Below are 25984 nucleotides of genomic sequence, written 5' to 3' on the forward strand. Positions count from 1 at the left end.
ACTGAGAATCCCTCACATACCGCGTTTACCGTCCCAACTAATTCTCCAGATCCTATTGGTCACATCATCGGATATCAACATCGATCCATCGGGTAGTATGGCGGCACCCACGGGTCGGCCATAGACCTCATCTTTTTTGCCGTCAACAATAAAACCCGTTAAAAAATCTTCAGGTTTTCCAGTTTGTTCTCCGTTCTCGAAAGGCACGAAAACCACTTTATAGCCTGATAAAACCTGTCTGTTCCAAGAGCCATGCTGTACGACAAAGGCCCCGTTCCGATACTTTTCGGGGAAGGAATCGCCCGTGTAGAACGTCAATCCCAAAGATGCGGTATGGGGGCCAACGTTCACATCGGGCATCAGTGTATTTCCCACTTGGGCCGAAGGCACCCATTTTACCCTAGGATCTTCATTTTGCCCATAATACAAGTAGGGCCAACCGTAAAATCCGTTTTCGCGGACACTGGTCAAATAATCAGGTACGAGGTTGTTGCCCAATCCGTCGCGTTCGTTGACCGCCGTCCATAAGTCTCCGGTAACGGGATTCCAATCCATACCCACGGGGTTTCTTAGTCCTGATGCGAAAATTCTTAGTCCTGCGCCATCGGGATCAATCTCAAGAATGGCCGCCTTCATGAATTCAGCCTCTGCCCCTTTCTCCCCAACATTCGAGCCACTACCGACCGCTATATATATTTTCGAGCCGTCCTTGTTGGCAATAATATTGCGTGTCCAGTGCCGATTGGCCTTTCCTGCGGGTAAGGTGGTAATTTTTTCCGCTTTTCCCGATATTTGCAATTGACCGGGCTTGTAAGGAAAACGTAGCAATCCGTTGGTATTGGCCACATAGAACCAATCATCTAGCACAAGCATTCCGAATGGTTGATCGAGTTCCTTTTCGAGAAATACGGTACGTTCATCGGGAGACCCGTCCTTGTCTACATCGCGGAGCAAGGTTATCAAGTCCGCACTGTTCTTAAAGCTTTTCGACTTTGATGCCCCGATGAACCATGCCCCGATTTTTTTCCAGAGCGGATAATTCGAATTGCTTTGCGCCACAAGTACATCGCCGTTCGGTGTAACGTACATCCACCTTGGATTCTTGAAACCGTCAGCATATTTTGTAACGGTAAAACCGGGCGGGGCTTTGGGGGTCCTTCCATTTTTCCAGCCAATGACATTGCTATAGTTGGAATAGGATTTGGAGGCCGATATCGGCGGTAGCGAATCGACGGTCTGCGCATTTGTAGTTGCCAATACTAAGAGTGAAATGATTAAACCTGTAAAAAAACGTGTTCCCATGACCATTTAAAATTTTGTCTTACATCTTCTGCCAATTAAAACTTAGCATCTTGGTTATTTGAATTTCTCAATAACTTCCCCTAGGTCATATACTTTTACGTCTTGCAATTCATTTGAAAGTATGCTGCTTCCGATCGCGCTTCTATATCCACTGCCACAATGGACAATAATGGGTTTGTCGTTAGGAATGTCCTGAATTGATTCCCTTAGTTCGTGTAGGGGTTGGTTCAGGGCACCGTCAAAAATTTTCTTTTTTCTTACTTCATCCGTATTTCTGACATCGACAATGGTGTAATTATCCAGATTTTGCACAAAATGCTTGAAATCCAATCGCTCGTTTTCGACAAAGCGTTTCTTCGAAAGGGTAATTATCGCCTTGAGTTGATTTTCATATCCAATCTTCGCCACCCGCCGGGCGATGGTCTTTACACTTTTTGGAGAATCGACAACCAGATGAAATTCCTCATTTGGTTGGATTATAGTACCTAACCATGTTTCAAAAGAGGATGCTTCGCCACCCTGCATAATATTGATACTCTGTGGCCAATGACCTTGTTTAAACTCGTTTTCATCACGACTATCGACAATTAAGATATTATCTTTTGGTGTTTCGGCATTAAGATGAATAGGGATTTTAGCGGTAACCATATCAATCGATTCAACTTTCTTTTTGTTCATAGCTACATCATGTTTGAAATAGGCCGGTATGAACGGTTGGTCTTCAAGGAGTTCTTTGACAAACTCGTCTTCATTCTGATGGCCAAATGCCCAGTTATCCTTTCGCTCCCTACCTAATGTGCTAATGCTATCTGCCGACATGCTTTTGCCGCACAGGGATCCCGCCCCGTGGGCGGGGTAAATAATGGCCTCATTCGGTATTTTTTTGAATTTAGTTCGAATTGTGTTGAACATTTCACGGGCCAGTGCTTGCTTTTTTTGCTCTTTGTCATCTTCATTTCCGCGCAGGTCCGGGCGTCCGACATCCCCGATCAATAAGGTGTCCCCCGTAAAAAGTGCAACCTCATTTTCATCTGTGGCAAGAATGGAAATACTATCGTATGAATGCCCAGGAGTATTTATGGCTTCTAGTTTGGTATTGCCCACGAATATGGCACTGTTCCCATCAAAACTTTCGAAAGGGTATTCAGCTTCCAATTTGCTGCTGTTATAAATCGTGACACCTGTTTCTTTGCTAATTTGCCAATGTGAGCTTACAAAGTCTGCATGGGAGTGGGTCAATAGCACAGCTCTAATCACAGCATTTTCTTTATGCGCAAGATTATAATACTGCATCGGGTCGCGATCGGGATCGATTATCGCCATCTCCCCTTCGCTCAGCAGTGCGTATGAATAGTGGGAAAGTGGTTCATATTCAAATTGCTGTATTTTCATAAAAATTTTATGCGTTTATAATTTAACGTCCGAAATGCCTTCGTTTATTCTCCTGTATTTTCGTTTTTTCCTTTCGAAAGTAAAAACTGTTATTACCTCCTGACATTCACTTTTCCGTATCAGTCAAGGTTTGTTGTTTCTTCGGTAAGCGATCCTTCAAATTTGGGAAGCGAACGCTTTTCCTTTTCTTCTTCTGTTTCTACTATCCCATTTTTCTTGATATCGTTGATTAACCATTGCATTTCCATTATTTCCCGACGCTGCGCTTTGATGATCTCATCGGCAAGTTTTCTTACCCTAATATCTTTTATTTGAGATCGTTCACTAGTTAGGATAGCGATGGAATGATGGGGAATCATACCTTCCATATAGTCAACACCGGAAACCGTAACCTGGCTCCTGACCAGCCATATTCCGCCTGCGATCAGCAAAACACCCAAAGCCAAGATGGCAATATTCTTATTGCGGTCTTTGTACATCTGTAGCATATACAGCAGCATGATAATAACCATGGACCCACCCATGATCAACGTCATAAAGAACCTGGTTTCACTATACCAGAAGTGATCGATAATCTGATAGGAGTGTGTGTACATTAAAAAGAACATCGCGACCATTGAGGTACCGATCATTGCGAAGAACTTTAAGTAATTGTTGACTTTCTTTTCTTTATTTTCCATTGTATATACTTTTAATTGGTTAATATGATTTCATTCTTTTTGGCCATCATCAAGATTACTGGACAACTATAAAGGGATTATTTTAGCCATGTTCCACTCAATTTACAGGTTGTATTTTATATTGATTACCAGCATTTTTTAAGGCCTCTTGCAAATTTTCCAAAGGCACTTCAAATTGCGACTCTACCGTTGCTTCGGCATCCTTCAAATCGACAGATACATCGGCCACTCCTGCGACGTTTAAAAGTGCATTTTCAACATGATTTCTACAGCCGTTACAGGTCATTCCTTCTATTTCGTATCTTCTTTTCATATTATGATCAATTTTTATTCTAACAATTTCACCTTTTGAATCAGAAGTGTTGATTCAAATACGTTATCGAAAAATAACATTTACTAAATCTGGGCGTTGTTTGAAAAAAAACAAACCTTGACCCATTCGATTATTTAGGGCTATTTACATCAATTTAAGTATGCGATTACCTAAAAAGTTTTATTGTAATCGAGCTTTTGCCATTAATGACTAAAAATTCAGTGCAATAGGTTTAAGTTCGCCCATCACTATGCACCAAAAAATCTCTAAACATCTTTATTGAAACCTGAACATAAAGAAGATGATAATGAAATTCAATGCATGGGAATCGACTTCTTATCACAAGCCACGAAGAGAAGGTTAAGCTTATAAATTATATGTTATCCAGCGATTTTCTATTTTGAAGGGCACTTTTCTTAAATTGTGTAGGTGCCATACCATTGATTTTTTTGAACTGGTTGCTTAAATACGCGACACTGCTATAGTCTAACTGATGGGCTATTTCCTTTAAGCTTAGCTCGTCATAGATGAGCAATTCCTTAACCCTTTCAATTTTTTGGCTAATGACATACTGTTCAAAAGTGATAATCTCCACGGAAGAGAAAAGGGAACTTAAGTACTTGTAATCCAGACCTATTTCTGAACCAACATAATCGGTCAATTTGACGTTTAATTCTTGTCTTGAATGAAAAATTTTTTCTATTACAAGATTTTTCATACGCTCGATCAATTGAGACTTGCGATTACCGATCAAAGAAAAACCCAGCTTATTCAATTCGGTTTGTAATTGATTTTCTTGTTTTGCGGTCAGTTCTTCCTTCAATGTGACTTGGCCCAGTTGCACATTGGAATAATCAATACCAATCTTTTTCAGAACATTGTATACCGCCGTAACACATCTTGGGCAGACCATGTTTTTTATGTGCAGCATATGGCTCATGATAAAGTTTTAAAATACATTGCGCTCACATTATCCATTATCACAGATGGGACCGATGTTCCCAAATCGCTCTCAACAAAACCAAGACTACCGTGACTATAAACAAGATGATAATCGCCAATGCAGCATAGAATCTTGTTTTTCGGTTAGATTCTATTTTTGTTTTCTTGCTCTCCTTTCTTTGTTGGCTTCTTCTCTCCCTACGTTTTTGACTCATGATGCCAAAATCTTTTCATTTTTCTTTTACTCACACCATTCAATTTTCTCTATTATAATTTTATCGGCCTTATAATTAATTATTGTATCGTTCCCCTAATTTCCCCACAAGTCATCATTGCTTCTCCGTAGTATGGGTTTCGAATCTCCTTTTCCAGGCTTAGCCAATTGGCTCCCTTATTGCTATCTGCCATCGGGCAATAGCTGTTGTACACTTTTTGATTGACTCCAAAAAGCTGAACACCGCTGATCATGTGGGCCGATAAATGTTTAAAGTGGTCCCTTTGCTCCTTGATCTCAGAAGTGCTGGCCACTGCATTTGACGATGCTTTGAGCTCTTTTTGAATGGTCATCCAATGATCATGGGCCTCTTTGTCTTTTAGCAACTTCATATCGACTTTGGCCAAACTTTCTTCCATTTGTTTTGCTTCTTTTTGTGCGGCCGCGCCATCATCATTTACCAAAGCATCCTTAACATCTATATAGGCTTCGAAAACCTGCTTCAACTGACCTTGAAACTCACTTGATACTTCAATCCTTTTTTTCATCTTAGAATGGTCGGTGCCCGTACTTGTTGAGGGTTCCATTTTATCTCCTTCCTGCATACCCAAATGACCCTCATGCCCGGTCATGGTTTTGCCTCCCTCTGCGTTCATCATCGATTTTTTACCCTGTAACTGTGCGGCCGCATCAACGGTAAATGTTCCGTTGGTCACAATTTGATCCCCCTTTTCAAGCCCGCTAATTATTGTATAGGTATCGCCATTGGTACTTCCAAGGGCAACTTCGCGCATTTCAAAGACAGGCTCATTGGGATTGGTCTTTACATAAACCACCGATCGTTCCCCCGTCCACATTACGGCACTGGCCGGTATGATAACGGTATTCTCCATCTGCATTTCGGCAGCTTTGATCGTACCTTCCACGAACATACCCGGCTTCAAGAGATTATCCTTATTGTTAAGTATTGCCCTTACCATGACCGTTCTTGTAGAAGAATTAAGTAACGGGTCTACAAAGGATATTTTTGCCGTAAATTCTTCATTGGGATAGGCATTCGTCGTTATCTTGACCTCCTGACCCTCCTTCAACGATGCTATCTGATTTTCATAGGCATCGAATACCGCCCAAACGGAATTTAAGTTGGCAATTTTGTACAAAGGCTGCCCTTGTTTTACATAATCTCCTTCTTCAACCATGATATCGGTAATCGTTCCTGAAACTGTGGCATAGACTGGAAAGTTTTCCTGCACTTTGCCCACTTCTTCTATCTTATCTATTTGATTGTCAGAAAGCTTCCATAATTTTAATTTATTGCGAACGGCATTGTATAATGCCGGTTGCGATTCCTTCATGGATGCGGCCGTCAACAGCTCTTGTTGTGCGCTTACCAATTCTGGGGAATAGATGGTTGCCAAAAGTTTGCCCTTGGCAACGTTCTCTCCGGTATAATTCACATTTAGCCGTTCAATGCGACCCGCAAAATATGTAGCTTGGGTAGCATTGGCTTCTTCGTTCTCGCGAATCTTTCCTGAGAGTTTAAGTGAACTCCCATCCGAACCACCTGTACCAACGGTAGAGGTGCGTATATTGGCCAAGGCCAAGGCGTTGTCCGTCATTTTTATTTCATTGGCACTAAGCCCCGTCGCTCCGGTTTCAGCAGGAATGAGATCCATACCGCAGATTGGGCAGTCTCCCGGTTCGGGTTGCATAATCTGTGGGTGCATGGAGCAGGTCCACATCTGATTCTCGGATTCTCCGGAATGGTCATGGCTATCGGACATATCCGAAAGATCTTTTATGGCCGATTGATCGGCCTCAGCGTTTGAGAAAATAAAATATCCCCCCAATAAACCGACCGCTAAGGCGGCTACTACAATGTAAATGATGTTCTTGTTCATGATATTGAAGATTGAAATGTTATTGTTTCTTAAAAATTTATACGGATTCACTAATAGTTTTCAAAACCAGTACAATGAGCGTATGTACTATAAAAAGTATGATAATGCCCGCTAAAATATAGGCGCCTTCCTTTTCAAATGGCACTTTTCTAATCTCGCCGTTCGGGTTCTTTTCTTCCATAAATTACGTCTCCATTCATTAAATTACTTTCTAAATCTGTTTTTTTATCTTTCGAATAGATGGCGATGATATATACCATAGGACAAAGCCGCTCAACACGGTTATTAGTCCCAAAAGCGAAAATGACCTTAACAAAAGGGTGTTGAAATTATCTCTTGTGTCATAGTCCATGGTATGGGTCATCCACAGAAAGTCGAACCAGCGCCAATCTCTATGCCGCACCGTTTGAAACGCCCCATTTTCGACAGCCACATAAGCCTTTAAATTTTGTGGTGTTTCATACGAAATCTCATAAGCCGGTAGGGGACGTCCTCGATATTCGTGGTGGTCTCCGACTTCTTCTATCCTTTTTATTGCGGCTATTTTAAGCTCTGGAAGTATATATCTTTGTGCTACCTCTTGGGCTTCTTCTTTAGTGATACCGTCCTTTTCCTCTCCTGTTTTGGCATTATAAAGCTTTGCTTCGTTTATCCAATAGTAAGGTTCTTCTGCTATTTCCAATAATTCAAGCGTTTGGATGGGCTGCGTACTATCTAATTGGCCTGTACCCAATAAATCTGAAAAAGCCGTCTGTTTTGGCTTCTGGTTTTTGAACTGGTCGCCGTGTATTTCATCGATATCCGTCCAGCTAAAATACATCCCGCTAATCGTCCACATCAGGAACTGAATACCTAGGAAGATGCCCAAGTAGCGGTGGGCTTTTCGAATCCATTTTGCTGTTTTTCTGTTGACCATATTTGTTTTATTCTATATCCGAATTTTAGTTCACTAAAAATTTTACAATAAGTCCCCCAGCGAGCCATATATAACAGATGAAGGCTGCATATTTTAAAACACTTTCCAACAATGGACTCTTGGGTGCCATCTCGCTCATTGAATGTTCTACATCTTTTTTTTTGAAAAAACCCAGATAAACGAGATAGGCCGAAATGATGAGAAAAGCAACGTTCAAGAAAAAGGTATAATCAATCTTAAAATGTTCCTTATCCTGAATCTTGACCTGCGAAGGGTCGGGCAATATTCCCAGCAAATCGAAACCATAATGCAAGGTCAAAGAGGTGCCAATCAATGCCGTGAAAAGTAAGAATAGAATAAAGAGTGACATTTTCCAACCATAATACTTTGCATTGATTCTCAGTACTGGAAAAACCACCAAATCGCTAAAAATAAAGGCCATTACGCCCGCAAAACTTACGCCTTTGCTGAATAGTAATGCTGCCAATGGGATGTTACCCATTGAACCGATAAATGTTAAGAATGCGGCAACTGGACCAACAACAATATGTTCCAGAATTTCGAGAAAAGTGAAATCTGTATTGCCTTGACCACTATTTATAAATAAGGTCTGAAAAAACGAATCTGGCACAAAAGCCGCTGTAATACCCGCAACGGTAAAACCTACGGTTACATCCTTCCAGACCATTTGCCATTCCATCTTGTATTTTTTGGCAACGCGCGCCCAACTGTCTTCGTTCTTGATTTGTTTCTTCCAATCTTTGGAACCGTCCATCTCATCATCATCTTCATTTTCGATATTTTTGCGGGCTTTTTCGATGAGTTTTTTAGGATTGATGAGTCGTATCAGAATCCACGAAATACCAATCAAGAGAATACCACCTACATATTCGCCCACCACGAACTGCCAACCTAAAAAGATGGAAATGATAATCCCCAATTCTATGACGAGATTGGTCGATGCCAACAGAAAAGCAATGGAAGACACAAAACTTGCACCTTTCTTAAAGATGGATTTTGTACCTGCCAAAGCAGAAAAACTGCACGAGCTACTTATAAAGCCGAAAAACGTGCCCAACAGCACACTTTTGCCTTCGTTTTCGCCCATTGTTTTTTGCATCCGTTTTTCGGTCACGAAAATCTGTATCATACTACTGATGATATAACCCAAAATGAATGCCCAAAGCGCCATCCAGAAAAATCCGGTAGTCGTATAGGCGGCTTCGCCCCATTGTTTTAAAAATTCGTTCACGGTTTAAACTGTATTAGTTTTTATTCTTTGATGATACACGTTTTTTTAATTTTTTTATCATCGTACCCTTGTTGACCCTATCTTGTTATTTTACTTTGAATGGAATTACTACTTTAACTTTTTCCCAAGCTAATGTTATCTCACCTTCAGTATCACTAATTTTATCGATATTATATTCTAAGTGTTCCTTTAGGCTATCCGCAATAATCGGTGTCACCTTAAATCGTATTACATCATCTTTTTCGTCATATTCATCCTTACCGTGCTGGTTCCAATTGGAATTTAAAATGATGGTCCATTCTTCCTTTGAAGGAATGGTAAAAAATCCATATTTACCTGCTTTTAGTTCCTTACCATCTATTTCTATATCCGTATCCGTCTCTATCCACGTAGCCATATGTGCCCCAGCTTGCCAGACTTCGTCATACGCCAGCAAACCACCAAAAATCATCCTGTCCCTAACCCCTGGCGATGAATAATCAATATGGATGTGCGCATTACCAATGGTCGCCATTGCAGAGGTGTGAGGGCTTAACACTTTTTTTGGCGGTTGGTCTGTGATTGCTTCTTTTGACGGTTCTGGCATTGGCTCCGTTTTCTTCTCTTTACAGCTGGTAATAAGAAGAAGACCAAACACTATACTAATTGAAATATATCTACTCATCGGGTGTTACTTAATATTTCTTGAAGATGAATGGGTTTTTATTATTTTCCATTTTCCATCTATTTTTTTAAGGATTGAGGTTGCTACCCCTTTTTTCTTTATAGTCCGGCTATTTCCCTTGTCGTCTGGATTGAGGACAATGGTATATATGTACGTTTCGGTAGTAAAGGCATAGGGTACATCTACCTTTACATCGATTTCATAATCTGAAAATTCGAATTTTTCAAAATGACCTAATTCCGGTCCTAAATGATGTTCTATATAGTGGCTGTACGTACCCTCGACGCCTCCCGATTCAAAAACCTCGGAATCCTCGGTAAATAATTCGAAAGTACCATCGGTCGTTAGGTTTTGTAGGGCATCCTTATAGCTTTTCATTACTGTAAGCACTGCTTCTTTTTCTGTTTTTGCATCTTGACCACATAGTGGACTTGTCGCTATTATGAGCAACATTGTTACTGTAGTTGATTTTAGTGTTTGCATACTTTTAGTTTTTAAAGGTTATTTATTTACTCGTATTCTATTCACATTTGCGATACCAAAGACCAGGACGAAAAACCGCAGTGCCACTTCAAGCGCCACCAAGGTTTTCGCGGGTAAGGAAATTGGGACTATATCACCATATCCTACTGATGAGAATGTTATCAAACTGAAATAGGATAAATCAAAAAATACCGACAGTCCATCTTTGCCAATACTGTTGTTCATTTTAAAATGAATAGCATCCACAAACTGCAACGCTGTGTAATCTATTGCAAACGAGAAAACTATCAACACAATCAGGTATCCGAACAACACCAGTACGTGGCTCAATAGATGGCTCTGACCAATTATCTTCATCAATTGGTTAAAGGACAAGGCTATAATGAATCCTATCTTTAGTAATGTTAAGGCCAGTAGGATAATCATAGCATAAAACCCTTCCATAGTAGGTAGCGCATACAGTTCGATTACTGAAGCAATAAGCATCACCAATAGAACATACTTTGAGCTATTGAAAAGCTGTCCATAAAATGCCCCTGTGGTTTCTATGTCTTTTTCTTTATCCATTCTTATTTGTTATCTATAAAAATTTCATCATAGCCTTTTGCTTTATTCTCACTGATTCTTCTCTTTATATACATTTTGGTGATACCCCTTCTATTTTCAATTCCCATTGATTTAAGCAGCTCCTTAAAGGCTTCCATAGTGTTTTTATGGTAGTTGGCTACTTTGGTCTTTTTATCTTCTACTACCAATGATGCGACCCTTGAAGGTTCCATTGTGGTGATTCCCGTAGGGCAGGTATCCAGATTGCATTTTAAGGATTGTACGCAGCCCAAGGCAAACATCATCCCTCTGGCACTATAGCAAGCATCGGCACCAAGTGCCAACATTCTATAGATATCAAAAGCTGAAATTATTTTTCCTGCTGCCATTACTTTTATTTCATCGCGCAACCCATACTTTTTAAGAATGCCGTTTGCGAAATGCACGGCTTCAATTATTGGCATTCCAGCCCAATGCAGCGATTCCATATGTGCAGCACCGGAACCACCTTCTGCACCGTCTATGGCTATAAAATCCGGATAGTTTTGCTTTTCGGCGAAAATGCGGACCATTCTTTCGAATTCATCCTGCTGTCCGATGCACATTTTAATCCCTATGGGCTTTCCAGCGGAAAGCTTCCGTAATTCTTGGATAAAAGCTACCATTTCCAAATCAGTACCAAATGCAGCGTGATGTGGTGGCGATAGAATTTCGGTTCCTTTTTCTACGTCCCTGTACTTTGCGATTTCCTCGGTATTTTTTTTGGCAGGAAGAATGGCCCCAAAACCGGGTTTTGCACCCTGTGAGACTTTTATTTCAATCATTTTGACCACTTCATTGGATGCGATTTCCACAAATTTTTTAGGGTCGAAATTCCCTTCTTCTGTCCTACACCCAAAATAGCCTGTACCGAACTGAAAGATAATATCAGCTCCATATTCCTGATGGTAGGGCGTAAATCCACCTTCGCCGGTATTTTGCGCAAAGCCAGCAATTTTTGCACCGCCGTTAAGGGCCAGCGTTGCATTTTTACTGATGGAACCATAGCTCATCCCTGCCAGATTTAGAATGCTCGCTGAATAGGGTTTTGAGCATTTTGAACTCCCTATGGCAACCCTAAAATCATCTTTGATTTCCTTAACAGGATACGTGGAATGGGTAAACCATTCGCGACCAACTTCGTCATACGGAATCTGCGTTCCAAAGGGTTGGTTTTTGACCGCGTCCTCGGCACGTTTATAAACAATTTCTTTCTGTATCCAATTGAAAGGTTTTCCCTCTGTTCTATTCAATAAAACCGTTTCTTGAACGACGTGACGTTGTTTTTCCAGAAGCTTCGTAATCCTGCCCAACAACGGATAGGTTCTTTTGATATTATCGGTTTTTTGAAAATAGTCTCTTAAGCCGAGAAGCATAAAAGGTGTGATCAACAGCGCAAGCCACCAGAAATGAGGCTTCCACATTATGAGCCCTGCAAGTACCACTAAAAGCGTTATCGACGATATTAAAAATATTCTTCTCATGCTTTGTTTTTCAATGCGAATGGCTTTCTTCCCCTGCCCTTTCAGTTTCCAAATACTGGCCCTGTGGTCCAACACCCTGAATATAAACGAGCTGAGCGCCATAATGCCCTGCTTGCGAAACGGAGAACGCCGAAAAGGCCATAATAAAGAGAACGGCAATTTCAAAACCTCGATTCAGTTTTATCCAAAAAAGGCTGATAATTTTTAAAACTGCGGCCAAAGCACTTGACCAAATAGTCCAATCTGCATATTTATCATGGTTGTCCAGGATTTTTTGAGCTACATCCGTAAGGCCATGGGTATGCGGGTGTACAAAAGTTCCCGCTACGTAGGCCCCAATAAAACCCGTACCGATAAGAAACAGGATAACCCAGTCCAAGTTCCTTTTAAGGACGAAGAGCTGAATACCTTGGAGCAATGCCGCAAACAACAGGAGTACGATAGGAAAATGCACTACCAACGGATGTAAATTGTCGAATTCATCCAAACCTACCTCTTCTTTGTTTATGGGCTTTTCGGCGTGGGTTTCGGTATGTTGCTGTGGTTTTTCGGACAATTCAACAGTATTAAAGGTTCCTAAACTATTCGCCGAATACCCTGAACTGTTCTCAATGGACTTAGGTGCACTTGCATGAAGCGACATTAGGCTTAGAAGTAATACTAAAAATGAGACCGTTTTTTTCATAATCAATCGTTTTTATGATGCATTATTCGTTAACTGTACAATAAGCGCACCTAATACAATAGCGCCTATAACGATGTAAATGGTATAGTTGAACCACTTTTTCCAACCTTGTTTCCCTGACTTTTCCGGCCCCCTTTTACAACAATCTTTCATTACAACATTATCTATATTGTGCCTGTCAAGGGAAGGGCGTTAAACACTACATCAACGAAGTTCCCCTTCCCATAACAGGACTTTTTCTTCATTAAAACAATCTGGGCGGTCATGAAATACACTAAATAACTAACCAATCAAAAAACACATTCCCGACCAGCCCAGATTTTACTTTTCCAAATTCCCCTTGTTTATATAGTTTTTACCAATCACAAAAATCAAATAGGGCAATACCGCAAATTGTAATAGCGGCGACAACCCCACATTTACCCATGGCACTATAGGCATAGCCCCTGCATAGTTCCAATCGCCTCTTGAGGTATGCCAAATTTCTCCCAATATGGCACCGATCGTTCCGATTGTAACTAGTACCAAAATCTGTTTTGGAGTTAAATCATCTATCCAAAACACATTGCGATACAACAGGCCAAATCCGAAAAGCAGAATAAGCACCATCAACATATCGGCGATGGATGCCAAGGCACAAAACGAAATATGTTGCCAATCGTATTCAAAACCTTCATAGAGCGGACCTTGTGCCAGCTCCCAAATAAAATTGAACGAAAACGCTATTAATGCAATACCGATGATATAGTTCCTATAATTTTTTTTGTTCCGTACCTGTTTGGCAAAATAGATATACATCAGAATGACCAAAGTCAGCGCAACGGTGGGCACAACAAAAATGTCAAGGCTTAATGTTTCCATCTAGATTTTGCGAATGTTATTTTCTTTTTCTACACGTTATTTTTAAAAACTCCTATAACTATACCGAGACAATCAATTGTTACTACCTGAAAAGGGGAAGCATTTTAAACACTAATCATTAACTATATTCAACCTCCCCAATCAGCTTTACTTTTCGATGATGGCTGTCACTTTTCCACAGCTTAGCATTTTTGCTCCATAATATGGGTTGCGGATGTCCTTAATGGCAGATAACCAATAAGCACCTCCGTTCAAGGCCATGGGGCAGAAATCCTTATAGATTTTTCCCGATGTAACGGTTCCTTTCAACAAGGGTTCCATTTCATTGCTCAAATCGGAAAAAGCCTTTCGCTGTCTCTCTAAATTATCGGTAGCAGCGATTTTTTGCGAGGCCGCCAATGCCGCTTCGGAACCCTCGATTTTTTCTAGCGCTTCGTTCAACATAACCGCTCCCTTTTGGGTATCGCCCGGATTGGAACCGACCAAGTCATTTTTAATGTGCTCGTAATGTTCGTAGGCATTGGCGATGTTCTTGTCGTTAAATTCCAACTCGACCACTTTCATCTCCATCTTGCTATGGTCATGGTTCAGTTCTATTTTGTGCTGTGCGTAGCCCATTGTAGTCCCCAACATGAGCAGGGTTACTACACCATGTTTTAAATTCTTCATTTATTGGATTTTTAGTTTATAAACTGTCCTTTAATTTTGAAACCCAATCGAGAACGGTTTTCCTCTTGTCCTCCGAAAGTTTTGCTTCCCTATGAATTAGTGTATAAGACCAAAGGGGCATTTCTCCATTTTCTATCTGACTTATGATCGATTTTAACTTGCTGTTCTTTCTTCTGTTTGAATAATCGGCCCATTCGTTAAAATTCAATTCTTCCTTGCCATGGGTAACATGATCCTCCAAAAACCAGGCAACGGGTTGCACTTTGTTGTACCAAGGATAATCCGTGTTGTTGCTATGGCAATCGTAGCAAGAGGTCTTGATGATGTTCTCCACTTGTTTCGGTACATCGTTCACAAGCATAAAGTCAGTTTTTGGTATTGTGTCGCTTTGGTTTCGGGAAGTGGGAAAAAACTGTATCCCCACAAACCCGACCAAAAACACTAGTGCTATGATTTTTATACTTTTCTTCACTTAGTTGATTTCCCTTTGTACTTTTCCACAAGTGAGCATCTTATCCCCGAAATATGGATTTTTGATTTCTTCATTCATGCTTAGCCAGGCACCTCCTTTGTTGTTATCATACATTGGGCAATATTGTTCATACAAAGTATTTTCTGTACCAGTAATGGCGACCATATCGACTACATCTTTGCTCAAGGTTTTAAAGTGCTCACGTTGATGCCCGATGTCACTTTTCGCGATATGTTCTGCATGTTCGGTGGCATCTTCAATAATGTCTTTCAGCTCATCCTGCTGTTCATCACTGAATTTGCTCGTATCGAAGTTCTTTAGGCTGCCTTCAAGCTTTTCTCCTGCCTTTGCGGCCCCATCTTTGTCATCGGACACAAGAGCATTCTTTAGCGTCAGATAGTCAGCGATGACTTCAGATGACATCATTGCCATTTCGCCATGATTCATGTTGTCATGGTCCATTTGCGAATGGTCTTCCATAGCGCCATCCATATGGCCGCTGTCCTCCATTTGTTCTGTTTGGTGACCTTCTTGGTTTTCCTGCACTTTTTTCTTGTCTTTGCAAGATGTGGCCGATAGGGTTATGATTGCCATGGCCAAAATTCCAGTTGTTACATTTGATTTTCTCATGATTGTTGAATTTGATGTTAATTATAGTTTTACATTTTGCTGTTCAATAGTGTCGAGCAATTTTTTCAAGATGTTCTTTGTGTTTTTGGCCACCTCTATTATTTCTTTCTTCTTTGCGGAAGACCAAGTCGAATCTGTATCTTCTATCGACACTTCGATAATCGTATTATTTTCCACTTCCTTAATGGTTACATTGCACGGAAAAAGAACGCTCATTTGAATATCATTTGAAATCAGTTTTAATGCAGTTTCTTTTTCACATACCATTAGAATGAGGTGCCGAGGCATCTTTTCCATATCTGAACTGAGATACTCGCGCACGTCAAATTCACCAACAAGGTCAAGACCTAACTTTTTAATGCCATTTTTTACGTTTTGTACGGTTTCCTCAAATGTCAAACTACCGTACCTCCGCGTAATGCAATAAGGGGTACTCTGACTTTCTGAATAATTTTGTTGCGAGACCCATTCGCTTTTACCCTTATTATTTTCCATATTTATCCCTTCTAAAGTTTCTCGATCACATTTTCCAATTTGGCGGTAATATCATTTGCGATTTCAGCCAATATTTCATTGTCGACTGCTTGCATTGAAGCCATTGGATTTACCGCCGCCACTTCTACATTCCCTTTCGATACGTCCTGCACGATTACATTGCAAGGCAACATGGTACCTATCTTATCTTCGGCTTCCAGTGCCTTATGGGCATAGGGCGGATTACAGGCACCGAGGATCTTGTACTTTTTAAAATCAACATCCAGTTTCTTTTTCAGGGTTTCCTTGACATCGATTTCGGTCAAGATGCCAAAACCCTCTTTTTTCAGTTCTTCCGTTACTCTCTCGATTACCTTATCAAAGTCTTCGTTAAGGGTCTTGTTGAAATAATATTCCATCGTTTTAATTTTTAGAGTTAATAGTTCGTTTTTGTTCTTCGTATTCTTCTTTGGATAGTTCGCCTTTGGCGAATCGATTGTCTAGAATTTCCATAGGATTTTCCTTGGTCCTGGAACCTCTGCTATTTCGTCCGTTATACATAAAAAAGGCCAACACCAAAATGACCGGTATCAATACCCACCACCACATCATCATAATTGTAGAATTTCAATAGTTATTTTCTGTTTTCAATCCACCTCGGTATTCAAAGGCTTACGCTCCTTTATTTTTCATTTTTTCTTTCATCTTTTTCATCATCTCTGGATTTTTTTCCATCATTTTCTGCATCATTTCTTCCATCATATCAGGATTCTCATCCATCATATTTTTCATTCTTTCCTTCATCTGTTTTTTCATCATTTCGTTTTTGTGCATTTTTTCCATCAACATCTTACGGCCCTTTTCACTCTCCATCATCTTATCGAGCATTTTGGACTGCATCTTTTCCTTCATTTCAGGATTCTTCTCCATCATCTTCTGCATATGGGCCTGCATTTTTTCTTTCATTTCGGGATTTTTGTCCATCATCATTTTCATATCCCCAGATTCCATCTGCTCCATATGGGCTTTCATCAATAATTTTTTGGCCTCTTCATTCTTTCTTGCCTCACTGATAAAATTGGCAAACTGCACCGGATTTGAGATAATCTCTTGATAGATGGCATTTCTATTTTCATCTACCTGCATGGTCTCGGAGGCATTGAAAGTTGATTTACAGCCAACCATCGTTGCTATTAATCCGATTGTCATTAAAATTCCTTTTGTTTTCATTTTTCTAATTTTTATAGATTCATACATCATTTTTAAAATCTTCTTTTTCATCACTATCATTTCTTTTCAAAAACCATTTTTCTCCGAAAAAAATCAAGACCATTAGTAGGACCGCCACTAGTACGACCAATACATCACTGCTTACCTTTATCCAAAGAAAAGCCCCAAGAACCACTACGTCTAGAATAATAGCAGTAATCAAAACGGCAGGATTGGCCTTAACATCCTTACGAAGATTTTTAAACACTCCCCAATGGATTCCTATATCCATAATCAAATAAAATATAGCACCCAATGAAGCGATTCTCGTAAGATCAAATAGAACCGTTAAGGTTATGGCCAGAATTACTGTATACACCAGCATATGTTTTTGAAGCCTGCCCGGCATACCAAAATGCTCATGGGGAATCAATTCCTTTTCGGTCAGCATTGCTGTCATTCTGGATACTGCAAAAATGCTTGCTATCACACCAGAAATTGTCGATATGATGGCGATACCCACTGTGAACCAAAGCCCATACTTGCCAAAAGCGGGGCGGGAAGCTTCTGCCAATGAATAGTCTTTCGCTGCTATGATTTCGTTTATCGAAAGATTGGAAGAGACCGCAAAAGCGACCAATAAATAGACCACCGTACAGATGAGCAAAGAAATGACAATTGAACGCCCAACATTTTTATTGGGTTTGACTATTTCATCGCCACTATTGGTAATTGTAGTGAAACCTTTGTAAGCCAAAATAGATAGAGCTAATGCTCCCAAATAATTAGTGATTGGATATTCCGTCAGACTTTCGGACGGAACTACTTCGGAGAATGAAAAACCTGCGGCCCATAGACCGCCTATGGCAAAAATGGCTATCCCACCTATTTTTAGAATGGCCATGACCAAAGAGGCCTTTCCGATAACTTTGTTGCCCGAAATATTGATAAGAAAGGCGACAATCAGCAGGAATACCCCCAAAATGGGCACCCAAACACTGTTATCATCTACATCGAACAATTGTAGAGTGTACGAGCCGAAGGTACGTGCAACCAAACTCTCGTTGATGACCATTGACAAGGCCATCAACAACGCTCCGGAAGCTGTCAATGCACTTTTACCATATATCTTCTTGAGATACATGGCGATACCGCCCGCAGAGGGATAGGCATTGGACATCTTAACATACGAATAGGCACTAAAACCCGAGATAATGGCCCCCAGCAAAAACGCATAGGGAAACCACTGACCAGACAATTCTGCTACCTGCCCTAACAGCGCGAAGATACCTGCGCCAATCATTACCCCCGTTCCTAGAGATACGGCACCGGTCAAACTCAGGCTATTTTTTTTGTATTGTCCCATGTGTTAAAATCGCATTGAAAGTCCGCCTCCCCAACCGAAACGGTTGTCGTAACTGCCCATTAAGGAAAAATCTCTGCTCAGGACATATTCCAATCCTACTTGCCAGGTCTGCTCTTGTTCAAAATCGGTTCCCGGTTCAAAATCATTGACCCAGCCAAAATCCATTTGATATTCGTATTCGCCAAAAAGGGCGAGTCTCTGAAAGATCATCGTAGCCGTCGAAAATGAAATCGTCGGCCGTAGTTTATTATCGATGCGTAGATCAGAATCTATCAACAATGGCAAGAAGTACCGGATACCCACTACTCCCGTGGTGCCTATTTCATCCATACTATCTTCCATTTCGTTTTCGACATTTACCCCACCGAAAACACGGAAATAACTGTTCAGCCATCGTTCATAGGTAAATTCGGCTTCCAAGTTCTCGTTCCATCCATATTCCGCTCGCAATATGAACTGGTTTCGGATGTTCGTAGTGGTCAGAAAAAACTCGCCCATGTGGCTGGCACCCGTAACCTCACCCCATGTCCACATATGGTCGGCCTCGGTGGTCAGGTTGGATAAGGGATACCCTTTCAATCGTTCATCCCTTGGGGTGTCATAGCTGAATACCCTTGCCATACCACTGTTGATATGGTACAGTACGTGGCAATGAAAGAACCAGTCGCCATATTCATTGGCATCGAATTCGATGACCACTTTTTGCATCGGGGCCACGTTGACCGTATGTTTTAAGGGCGAATATTCGCCGTGTTCGTTCAGTACCCTGAAAAAGTGTCCGTGTAGGTGCATCGGGTGGTGCATCATGGTCAGGTTGTTCAAAGTAATGCGCACTACTTCGCCTTGTTCAATTTTTATTTTATCGGTTTCTGAAAGCGGAACCCCGTTGATGCTCCATACGTAACGGTTCATGTTTCCCGTAAGGTTGAACAGCATTTCCCTAACAGGTTTGTTGTCTTCGTATACCGTTTTTCCGGGTGCTTTGAGATAGTTGTAGTTAAATTCCGGATTGCCCCCGGTTTTCATGGCATCGCCAATGACCTTGTCGGCGGGCAGCACATAGCCCATTTTCATATCCATTTTATCGTCTTTCATCTCCATTTTGGCATGATCCGTCTTATCCTTTGGCATTTTCATCTTACCCCCTTCATCTTCCATCTTTTGGTCATTCTTCTGCATTTGATCTTCTTTTTGCATATCCATTTTGGAATGGTCCATTTTCATACCGCCCATATCCATCGCATATTTTTTCATCACTTTGATGGAATCGTTTTTGGAGGGATTGAATTTGGCCGCGGGTGCACCCATCTTCATGTCCATCGACATCATGTTTTCCATTAGTTTGATAAGGTCGGGTATAGGTACCGTGGGGGCTTCCAAAACATCGCCCGTCCCTAGATAGGCGGAAGCCTGACCAGATCCGTCCTGAGAAGTGGCACGTATTTCAAGTTTTCCGCTTTGTGGTATGGTCACTATAAAATCATAGGTCTCGGCCACACCGATAAGGGTCTTGTTCTGTTTTACCGGCACTACATCAAGGCCGTCGGCAGAGACCAACATAGGGTCATTACCACCAAATGTCAGCCAGAAATAGGAAGCTGCGGCCGCATTTACGAAGCGCAATCGTACCCGTTCGCCGGGATTGAAATCAGGGTATTCATTAGAAGATTTTCCATTTATAAAAAACAGGTCGTAATAATTGTCCAATATGGCCATATCGGGCATACGCTGCCACATCATTTTTAGTTTCGCACCTACCGCACCTTTTGAGATTACCTTGTCCCAACTTTGAACCTGGTCCTTTTTGATTAGGTACCACTCATTGCCTCGTTTAAGGTTTCTCAGTTGTGTCTTGGGATTTTCATCCATCCAATCCGAAAGTATCAGTACCAAATCTTTGTCATACTCAAGATTTGTTTCTTTGGGATTGATCTGGATGGAGCCATAAACACCACGTTGTTCCTGTAAACCCGTATGGGAATGGTACCAATACGTGCCCGACTGTTTCAGCGCAAATTTGTATTGTTGGGTCTCGCCGGGTTCAATTGGTGGCGTTGTAAGGTAAGGTACGCCGTCGTAGAAGTTGGGCAGTATCAACCCATGCCAGTGTACCGAGGTTTCGACATCCATCGTATTGGTTACGTTGATAATGGCAAACTCGCCCTCGTTGAATTCGAGATTGGGTCCAGGAATACCACCATTGATCGTCATGGCCTTCACATCTTTTCCGGTATAGTTGACCGTTTCGTAACCAATGGTCAAATCATAGACCCGTTCAGGCCAATTATCCACATTTTCTTCGCTTTCATTGGATACTAATTGTGCGGCAATGTTGCACGAAATGAGAAGTACCAACAACACTGTAATTTTTCTGATCATGATTCTCATTTTTGTGGTTTATAATATTTTATTTTATTCAGTCGAGATACCTTACTCCTATCGATACGGACATTAACTCCTTAGATAATTGATAATGGCCGACTGCACAAAGTAGCCCTTGATGGATTCAATTCGATTGATTTGAAACCTAAGCTGAAGCTCTTGAATATCGAGCACATCGTTAAAATCGATGGTTCCGGTCTCGTAGCTTTTGATAAGGATTTCCTCCCCGTCCTTGGCCTGTCCGATATTTTTTGTTTGGGTCCTAAAACGAATCCTGGCAGCCATTCTGTTGTTAATGGCCTCGCTCAAAAGTGTTTCGAGCTTGTTTCTTCGTTCTTGCTTTTGGGCGGTTATTTCCTCTTGCCTTAATTTGTTCTGTTGGGAAATGGATTTGTATTTATTGTTGAATATCGGGATGGACACCGATACCATCGGCATCAAGATGTCCTTTCCGTTATCATCGAAAGACATATCAGGCCTTTCGGCAACGGGTACGTAATCCAATCCGAAACCAAGATTCGGTAAGGCTTCTTTTTGGTTCAAGATTTCAGATTGTTCGACCGACTCGTACAACTTGTCATACTTTAAAAGTTCAGGATGCAGGTCAAGGCTTCCTTCTTCCGTTATCGGGTCTTGTTCGGGTACCGTAAGCCCTTCGTAAACTTCGACTTGTGTTTGTTCGTCCCTATTCAATAGATTGTTGAACAGCGTTTGTTCGGCCAAATACTCCTGTTCCAAAACTTCTTTTTGCTGAAGCAGTTCGTTCTGCCGAATCTGCAAGCGCAACACATCTACTGCGGAGGCATTACCAACTTCTACCGAGGTCAAGGCCAATCGTTCATAGGTTTCCAGCAATTCTATATTTTCGTCCAAAACGCTTTGCTTCGCCCTTATCGAGAATAATCGGTAATAGGACTGAGATACCGACAACGCCAATTTTCTTTTGACGATGACCAGCTCTTCGTATTGGGCATCGGCCAATGAACTTGCATAATTTTCACGGGCGGTAATGGTACCGAACCACGGGATCATCTGTTTTGCCGAGAACCGTGCTTTCTGTGCTCCGGTCCGTGTTTCGGGCTCGCTTACGAAAAGTCCGGCACTTACCTCCGTATTGGGCAAAGTATTGACCTCGTTCACTCTTTCGGAGGCAATATTGTACCGCAGCTCAAAAGCCTGGATTTCCGGATTGTTGAGTTCGGCCTGTTGGATAAGGCTTTCCAGTTCCTGTCCGTTCACAGAAGCGATGGATACTATTCCGATCAATATGTATAGGTATTTCTTCATTTGGACATTCTTTTTAATTGAAACTCGGCCTTCCAACTGTACAACACTGGAACAACAAATAGGGTAATCAAGGCGATAAGCATCCCCCCGAAAGAAGGGATCGCCATCGGAATCATAATATCGCTACCACGGCCGGTGGATGTCAATACCGGAAGCAGTGCCAGAATAGTGGTTGCGGTCGTCATCAAACACGGACGGATACGTTTTTCACCAGCTTCGACAACCGAATCCCTAACGGATACAAGGGAATCGGGCTTGTTTCTATCAAAAGTTTGGGTCAGGTAGGTGGCCATGACCACACCATCATCGGTTGCAATACCAAAGAGCGCAATAAACCCAACCCATACGGCAACACTCAGGTTAATGGTATGCATCTGGAAGAGGTCTCGTAGGTTTTCCCCGAAAAAGTTGAAGTTCAGGAACCAATCCTGACCATAGAACCAAATCATCAGAAAACCTCCGGCAAAGGCAACAGCAATCCCGGTAAACACCATCAATGAGGTACCTACTGAACGGAATTGGAAATAAAGAATCAAGAATATGATGGCCAATGCCAGCGGTACTACGACCGATAGCGTCTTTTCGGCACGTAGTTGGTTTTCATAGGTACCGGTAAACAAATAATTGATGCCCTTGGGAACCACCAATTCTCCATTATCTATTTTTTCTTGTATAAGGGCCTGTGCATTCTCGACCACCTCGACTTCGGCAAAACCGTCCAACTTATCGAACAGTACATAACCCACCAAAAAGGTGTCTTCGCTCTTGATGACCTGTGGTCCCTTTTCATATCGAATGGTAACCAACTCGCTCAAAGGAACCGGGCTTCCCTTGGCAACGGGAACATAAATATTCTCTAAGTCCGCTGGATTCTCTCGCAATTCCCTTGGATACCGTACTCGAACTCCATAACGCTCACGGCCTTCAACAGTTTGGGTAAGCACCATGCCGCCAACCGCTACTTGCAACACGCTTTGCACATCTTCAATGGTAATGCCGTATCGTGCCAAACGCTCCCTGTTGATATCTATAAGCAAATAAGGCTTTCCGACAATTCGATCGGCAAACACGGCTTCATCCTTGACCCCCTCGGCCTCCTTTAAAATGTCCTCCAGCTTGAGGCCAAAGGCTTCTATTTCCTTTAAATCTTGCCCTTTTACCTTGATACCCATGGGCGCACGCATGCCGGTCTGCAACATGACCAAGCGGGTTTCAATAGGTTGCAGTTTGGGCGCGGATGTAACGCCTGGAAGTTTCGTTACACGTACAATCTCGTTCCAAATATCATCGGGGGATTCAATTTCAGGCCGCCAGTTTCTAAAATATTCCCCATCATCGTCGGGAATCAAATCCTTTTGTTTAACAGAGAATGCAGAAACTATGGCAGATTCATCGTAATTTCCTTCATCATCTACAACCATGTTCGGATTGGTCACAAAGGTGCCGTCCCTGAGTTCGAAGAGGCCATCTTCATTGACCTTGAACCGTTGGCGCTCCCTGTTCTCGTTCAACATGTATTCTGGCTTGTACTGGATGACGTTCTCATACATCGACAAGGGCGCCGGATCCAATGCGGATTCGGTTCTACCGGATTTGCCGACTATCGTTGCTATTTCAGGAATACTGGCTACAGCCATATCCAGTTGCTGCAATACCCGTTTGTTCTCTTCGACACCGGCGTGCGGAAGGGAGGTAGGCATCAACAAAAACGAACCTTCGTTCAATGAAGGCATAAACTCCTTGCCCGTATTGCGCATAATCATTACTCCGAATACCACAATGGCGGTGGGTATGGAAAGAAATATCAGCTTATTCCGTAATGCCCAGCGAAGTATCCTTGTATAATAGTTCCGGAATATGGTAAAGAAGCCCAGTAGTCCGAAACATATAAGCGAAACAAAAATCAGGTTCCAAAAAATACTCTTATCAAGACCGAGAGGTCTCCAGTATTCCGCCAAAACAAAAACAATTGCAAAGGCCGAAATAATGATATTGATAAGATTGGCTCGTTCTTCGGAAAGCGAAAATCCAGTGGAAATACGTGATGCCAATTCCGGATTTTTTAGCAAGCCTACGATACCGAAGGCAATCAATATAAATCCTAATAAAAAGCCATAAGCAAGGGCTATAATCCCTAGAAGTATCAATATTCCATTAACGGCGTATCCAGTAGTTTTCTTTATGCTTTTTTTTCTAAATAGAAAGGCCGCAAATGGTGGTATCAAAAATAAGGCTACGATAATGGATGCGGTAAGCGCAAAGGTTTTTGTAAAGGCCAAGGGTCTGAAGAGTTTTCCTTCGGCCCCGATCATCGTAAATACCGGAATAAAACTGATGATGGTGGTCATCACGGCGGTCAATATGGCCCCCGACACCTCTGCGGTGGCATTGTAGACAACGGTATTAATGGGTAGGCCCTCTTCATTTTCGTCCAAATGCCGTATGACGTTTTCCGAGAGTATGACCCCTACATCCACCATGGTTCCAATGGCAATGGCTATACCCGAAAGTGCCACGATGTTTGCATCCACATTGAATAGCTTCATCGCAATAAACACCATAAGCACTGCAACCGGTAACAGTCCCGATATCAGGATGGATGCCCTTAAATTGAAGACCATGATAATGATGACCAAAATGGTAATGAATATTTCCAAGGTCAGGGCCTCGTTGAGGGTTCCGAGCGTTTCTTGAATAAGTTCGGTCCTATCATAAAAAGGAACAATGGTAAGTTGGGATGTTCTGCCATCCTCAAGTACTTTTGAGGGCAGTCCGGCACTTAAATCATTGATTTGGTCTTTGACATTATTGATGACTTCCATGGGATTGGCACCATACCGTGCGACCACTACCCCCCCGACAACTTCTGCTCCTTCCTTATCCAATATGCCGCGCCGTGTGGCCGGTCCGTAGGAAACATTTGCAATGTCCTTTAAGCGAATGGACGTGTAATCCTCAGAGGTAACGACTGCATTCTGTAGATCCTCGATGGACTTCACATACCCAAGCCCGCGAATGAGATATTCGGCCTGGTTGATTTCCAAGGTCTGTGCCCCAATATCACGATTACTTTGTTTTACAGCTTTTACCACCTGCTGTAGCCCAATACCATATTGCTTCATCAGTTCGGGATTCACATCTACCTGATATTCGAGTACATAACCCCCTATAGAGGCCACCTCTGAAACACCGCTTGCCGATGATAGGGCATATTTGACATAAAAATCCTGAATACTTCTAAGCTCCTGTAAATCCCAGCCGCCTGTGACATTTCCTTTCTCATCGCGTCCCTCCAAAGTGTACCAGTAGATTTGTCCAAGTCCTGTGGCATCCGGCCCCAATGCAGGGTTGACCCCGTCGGGCAGTAAACCGCTCGGTAAGGAGTTCAATTTTTCAAGGATTCGACTGCGGCTCCAATAGAACTCGATATCCTCTTCAAATATGATATAGATACTTGAAAATCCGAACATGGAGGAGCTACGGATGGTCCTAACCCCTGGTATTCCCAAGAGTGAGGTTGTCAATGGATAGGTAATTTGATCCTCGATATCTTGTGGGGAACGACCGTCCCATTTGGTAAAAACAATCTGCTGGTTTTCCCCGATGTCAGGTATGGCATCTACGGCAACAGGGTTTCTTGGTAATGAGCCAGTGCTCCACTCGAAAGGGGCGTTTACGGTTCCCCAGCCTACAAAAAGGACTAGGAGCAAAACGGCTACCAATTTATTTTCGATAAGGAATTTGATGCTTTTATTCAGCATGGTATTGATGATTAAGTAATTAGAAGTGCTGGCCGGAAACCAACGAAAACAGGATAAGCC

The 25984-nt window shown here is 41.9% G+C and carries 26 protein-coding genes; all 26 read right to left on the reverse strand.

From position 1 onward, the window contains the following. Positions 1-12: 12 nt before the first annotated feature. The 26 genes from DX873_RS06810 to DX873_RS06930 all read right to left on the reverse strand — a co-directional run bounded on the left by DX873_RS06810 (position 13) and on the right by DX873_RS06930 (position 25924). Positions 13-1302, reverse strand: coding sequence for a PQQ-dependent sugar dehydrogenase (locus DX873_RS06810; RefSeq protein ID WP_067032977.1), 1290 nt, complete (start codon positions 1300-1302; stop codon positions 13-15). A 54-nt stretch (positions 1303-1356) separates the two neighbouring features. Further along, positions 1357-2694, reverse strand: coding sequence for an MBL fold metallo-hydrolase (locus DX873_RS06815; RefSeq protein ID WP_116183708.1), 1338 nt, complete (start codon positions 2692-2694; stop codon positions 1357-1359). Between the two features lie 119 nt (positions 2695-2813). Beyond that, a complete protein-coding gene (locus DX873_RS06820; RefSeq protein ID WP_067032975.1) occupies positions 2814-3374 on the reverse strand; it encodes a DUF305 domain-containing protein in 561 nt (186 codons plus the stop codon). 97 nt (positions 3375-3471) lie between these two features. After that, positions 3472-3687 (reverse strand): heavy-metal-associated domain-containing protein, encoded by a 216-nt coding sequence (locus DX873_RS06825; protein ID WP_067033717.1) that lies wholly within the window; start codon positions 3685-3687, stop codon positions 3472-3474. A 373-nt stretch (positions 3688-4060) separates the two neighbouring features. Further along, complete coding sequence (locus DX873_RS06830; RefSeq protein ID WP_067033721.1) at positions 4061-4627, reverse strand: helix-turn-helix domain-containing protein; 567 nt, start codon at positions 4625-4627, stop codon at positions 4061-4063. Between the two features lie 296 nt (positions 4628-4923). Then, entirely contained in the window at positions 4924-6744 is a 1821-nt protein-coding gene (locus DX873_RS06835) for an efflux RND transporter periplasmic adaptor subunit (RefSeq protein ID WP_067033724.1), read from the reverse strand. 37 nt (positions 6745-6781) lie between these two features. Next, positions 6782-6925 (reverse strand): hypothetical protein, encoded by a 144-nt coding sequence (locus tag DX873_RS19075; protein ID WP_162987835.1) that lies wholly within the window; start codon positions 6923-6925, stop codon positions 6782-6784. Between the two features lie 30 nt (positions 6926-6955). Beyond that, positions 6956-7660, reverse strand: a complete 705-nt coding sequence (locus DX873_RS06840) for a PepSY domain-containing protein (RefSeq protein ID WP_067033727.1) — start codon at positions 7658-7660, stop codon at positions 6956-6958. Positions 7661-7685: 25 nt separating this feature from the next. Then, positions 7686-8912, reverse strand: coding sequence for a permease (locus tag DX873_RS06845; RefSeq protein ID WP_067033730.1), 1227 nt, complete (start codon positions 8910-8912; stop codon positions 7686-7688). Positions 8913-8997: 85 nt separating this feature from the next. Then, positions 8998-9498, reverse strand: a complete 501-nt coding sequence (locus tag DX873_RS06850; protein ID WP_232520873.1) for a DUF2911 domain-containing protein — start codon at positions 9496-9498, stop codon at positions 8998-9000. Positions 9499-9582: 84 nt separating this feature from the next. Then, the gene (locus DX873_RS06855; RefSeq protein WP_067033736.1) at positions 9583-10059 is read right to left on the reverse strand and encodes a YybH family protein; all 477 of its coding nucleotides are present in this window, start codon (positions 10057-10059) and stop codon (positions 9583-9585) included. An 18-nt stretch (positions 10060-10077) separates the two neighbouring features. Then, on the reverse strand, positions 10078-10626 hold the full coding sequence (locus tag DX873_RS06860; RefSeq protein WP_067033738.1) for an ion channel: 549 nt from the start codon (positions 10624-10626) through the stop codon (positions 10078-10080). Positions 10627-10628: 2 nt separating this feature from the next. Next, positions 10629-12128, reverse strand: coding sequence for an FMN-binding glutamate synthase family protein (locus DX873_RS06865; RefSeq protein ID WP_067033740.1), 1500 nt, complete (start codon positions 12126-12128; stop codon positions 10629-10631). A 10-nt stretch (positions 12129-12138) separates the two neighbouring features. Next, complete coding sequence (locus DX873_RS06870) at positions 12139-12813, reverse strand: DUF2231 domain-containing protein (RefSeq protein ID WP_067033778.1); 675 nt, start codon at positions 12811-12813, stop codon at positions 12139-12141. A gap of 321 nt (positions 12814-13134) precedes the next feature. Then, the gene (locus DX873_RS06875; RefSeq protein WP_067033742.1) at positions 13135-13674 is read right to left on the reverse strand and encodes a hypothetical protein; all 540 of its coding nucleotides are present in this window, start codon (positions 13672-13674) and stop codon (positions 13135-13137) included. A 147-nt stretch (positions 13675-13821) separates the two neighbouring features. Continuing rightward, the gene (locus DX873_RS06880) at positions 13822-14343 is read right to left on the reverse strand and encodes a DUF3347 domain-containing protein (RefSeq protein ID WP_067033744.1); all 522 of its coding nucleotides are present in this window, start codon (positions 14341-14343) and stop codon (positions 13822-13824) included. Between the two features lie 16 nt (positions 14344-14359). Next, positions 14360-14815 (reverse strand): heme-binding domain-containing protein, encoded by a 456-nt coding sequence (locus tag DX873_RS06885; RefSeq protein ID WP_067033748.1) that lies wholly within the window; start codon positions 14813-14815, stop codon positions 14360-14362. After that, on the reverse strand, positions 14816-15445 hold the full coding sequence (locus tag DX873_RS06890) for a DUF3347 domain-containing protein (protein ID WP_067033751.1): 630 nt from the start codon (positions 15443-15445) through the stop codon (positions 14816-14818). It lies immediately after the preceding gene. 21 nt (positions 15446-15466) lie between these two features. Further along, entirely contained in the window at positions 15467-15940 is a 474-nt protein-coding gene (locus DX873_RS06895; RefSeq protein WP_067033754.1) for a DUF302 domain-containing protein, read from the reverse strand. Positions 15941-15951: 11 nt separating this feature from the next. Continuing rightward, on the reverse strand, positions 15952-16338 hold the full coding sequence (locus DX873_RS06900; RefSeq protein WP_067033756.1) for a DUF302 domain-containing protein: 387 nt from the start codon (positions 16336-16338) through the stop codon (positions 15952-15954). A 4-nt stretch (positions 16339-16342) separates the two neighbouring features. Continuing rightward, a complete protein-coding gene (locus tag DX873_RS06905) occupies positions 16343-16534 on the reverse strand; it encodes an SHOCT domain-containing protein (protein WP_067033759.1) in 192 nt (63 codons plus the stop codon). A gap of 57 nt (positions 16535-16591) precedes the next feature. Continuing rightward, positions 16592-17149, reverse strand: a complete 558-nt coding sequence (locus tag DX873_RS06910; protein WP_232520874.1) for a DUF4175 domain-containing protein — start codon at positions 17147-17149, stop codon at positions 16592-16594. A 19-nt stretch (positions 17150-17168) separates the two neighbouring features. Then, positions 17169-18494 (reverse strand): APC family permease, encoded by a 1326-nt coding sequence (locus tag DX873_RS06915; RefSeq protein WP_067033762.1) that lies wholly within the window; start codon positions 18492-18494, stop codon positions 17169-17171. 3 nt (positions 18495-18497) lie between these two features. Beyond that, positions 18498-20873 carry a multicopper oxidase domain-containing protein gene (locus DX873_RS06920; RefSeq protein ID WP_067033765.1) on the reverse strand — a complete coding sequence of 792 codons (2376 nt, stop codon included), beginning with the start codon at positions 20871-20873 and terminating at the stop codon, positions 18498-18500. A 72-nt stretch (positions 20874-20945) separates the two neighbouring features. After that, positions 20946-22163 (reverse strand): TolC family protein, encoded by a 1218-nt coding sequence (locus tag DX873_RS06925; RefSeq protein WP_067033769.1) that lies wholly within the window; start codon positions 22161-22163, stop codon positions 20946-20948. Then, a complete protein-coding gene (locus DX873_RS06930) occupies positions 22160-25924 on the reverse strand; it encodes an efflux RND transporter permease subunit (RefSeq protein ID WP_067033771.1) in 3765 nt (1254 codons plus the stop codon). Before DX873_RS06930 ends, DX873_RS06925 begins: the two co-directional genes overlap by 4 nt. Positions 25925-25984: the final 60 nt, after the last annotated feature.

Origin of the sequence: Flagellimonas nanhaiensis (assembly GCF_003382275.1) — a bacterium.
Classification (GTDB): domain Bacteria; phylum Bacteroidota; class Bacteroidia; order Flavobacteriales; family Flavobacteriaceae; genus Flagellimonas; species Flagellimonas nanhaiensis.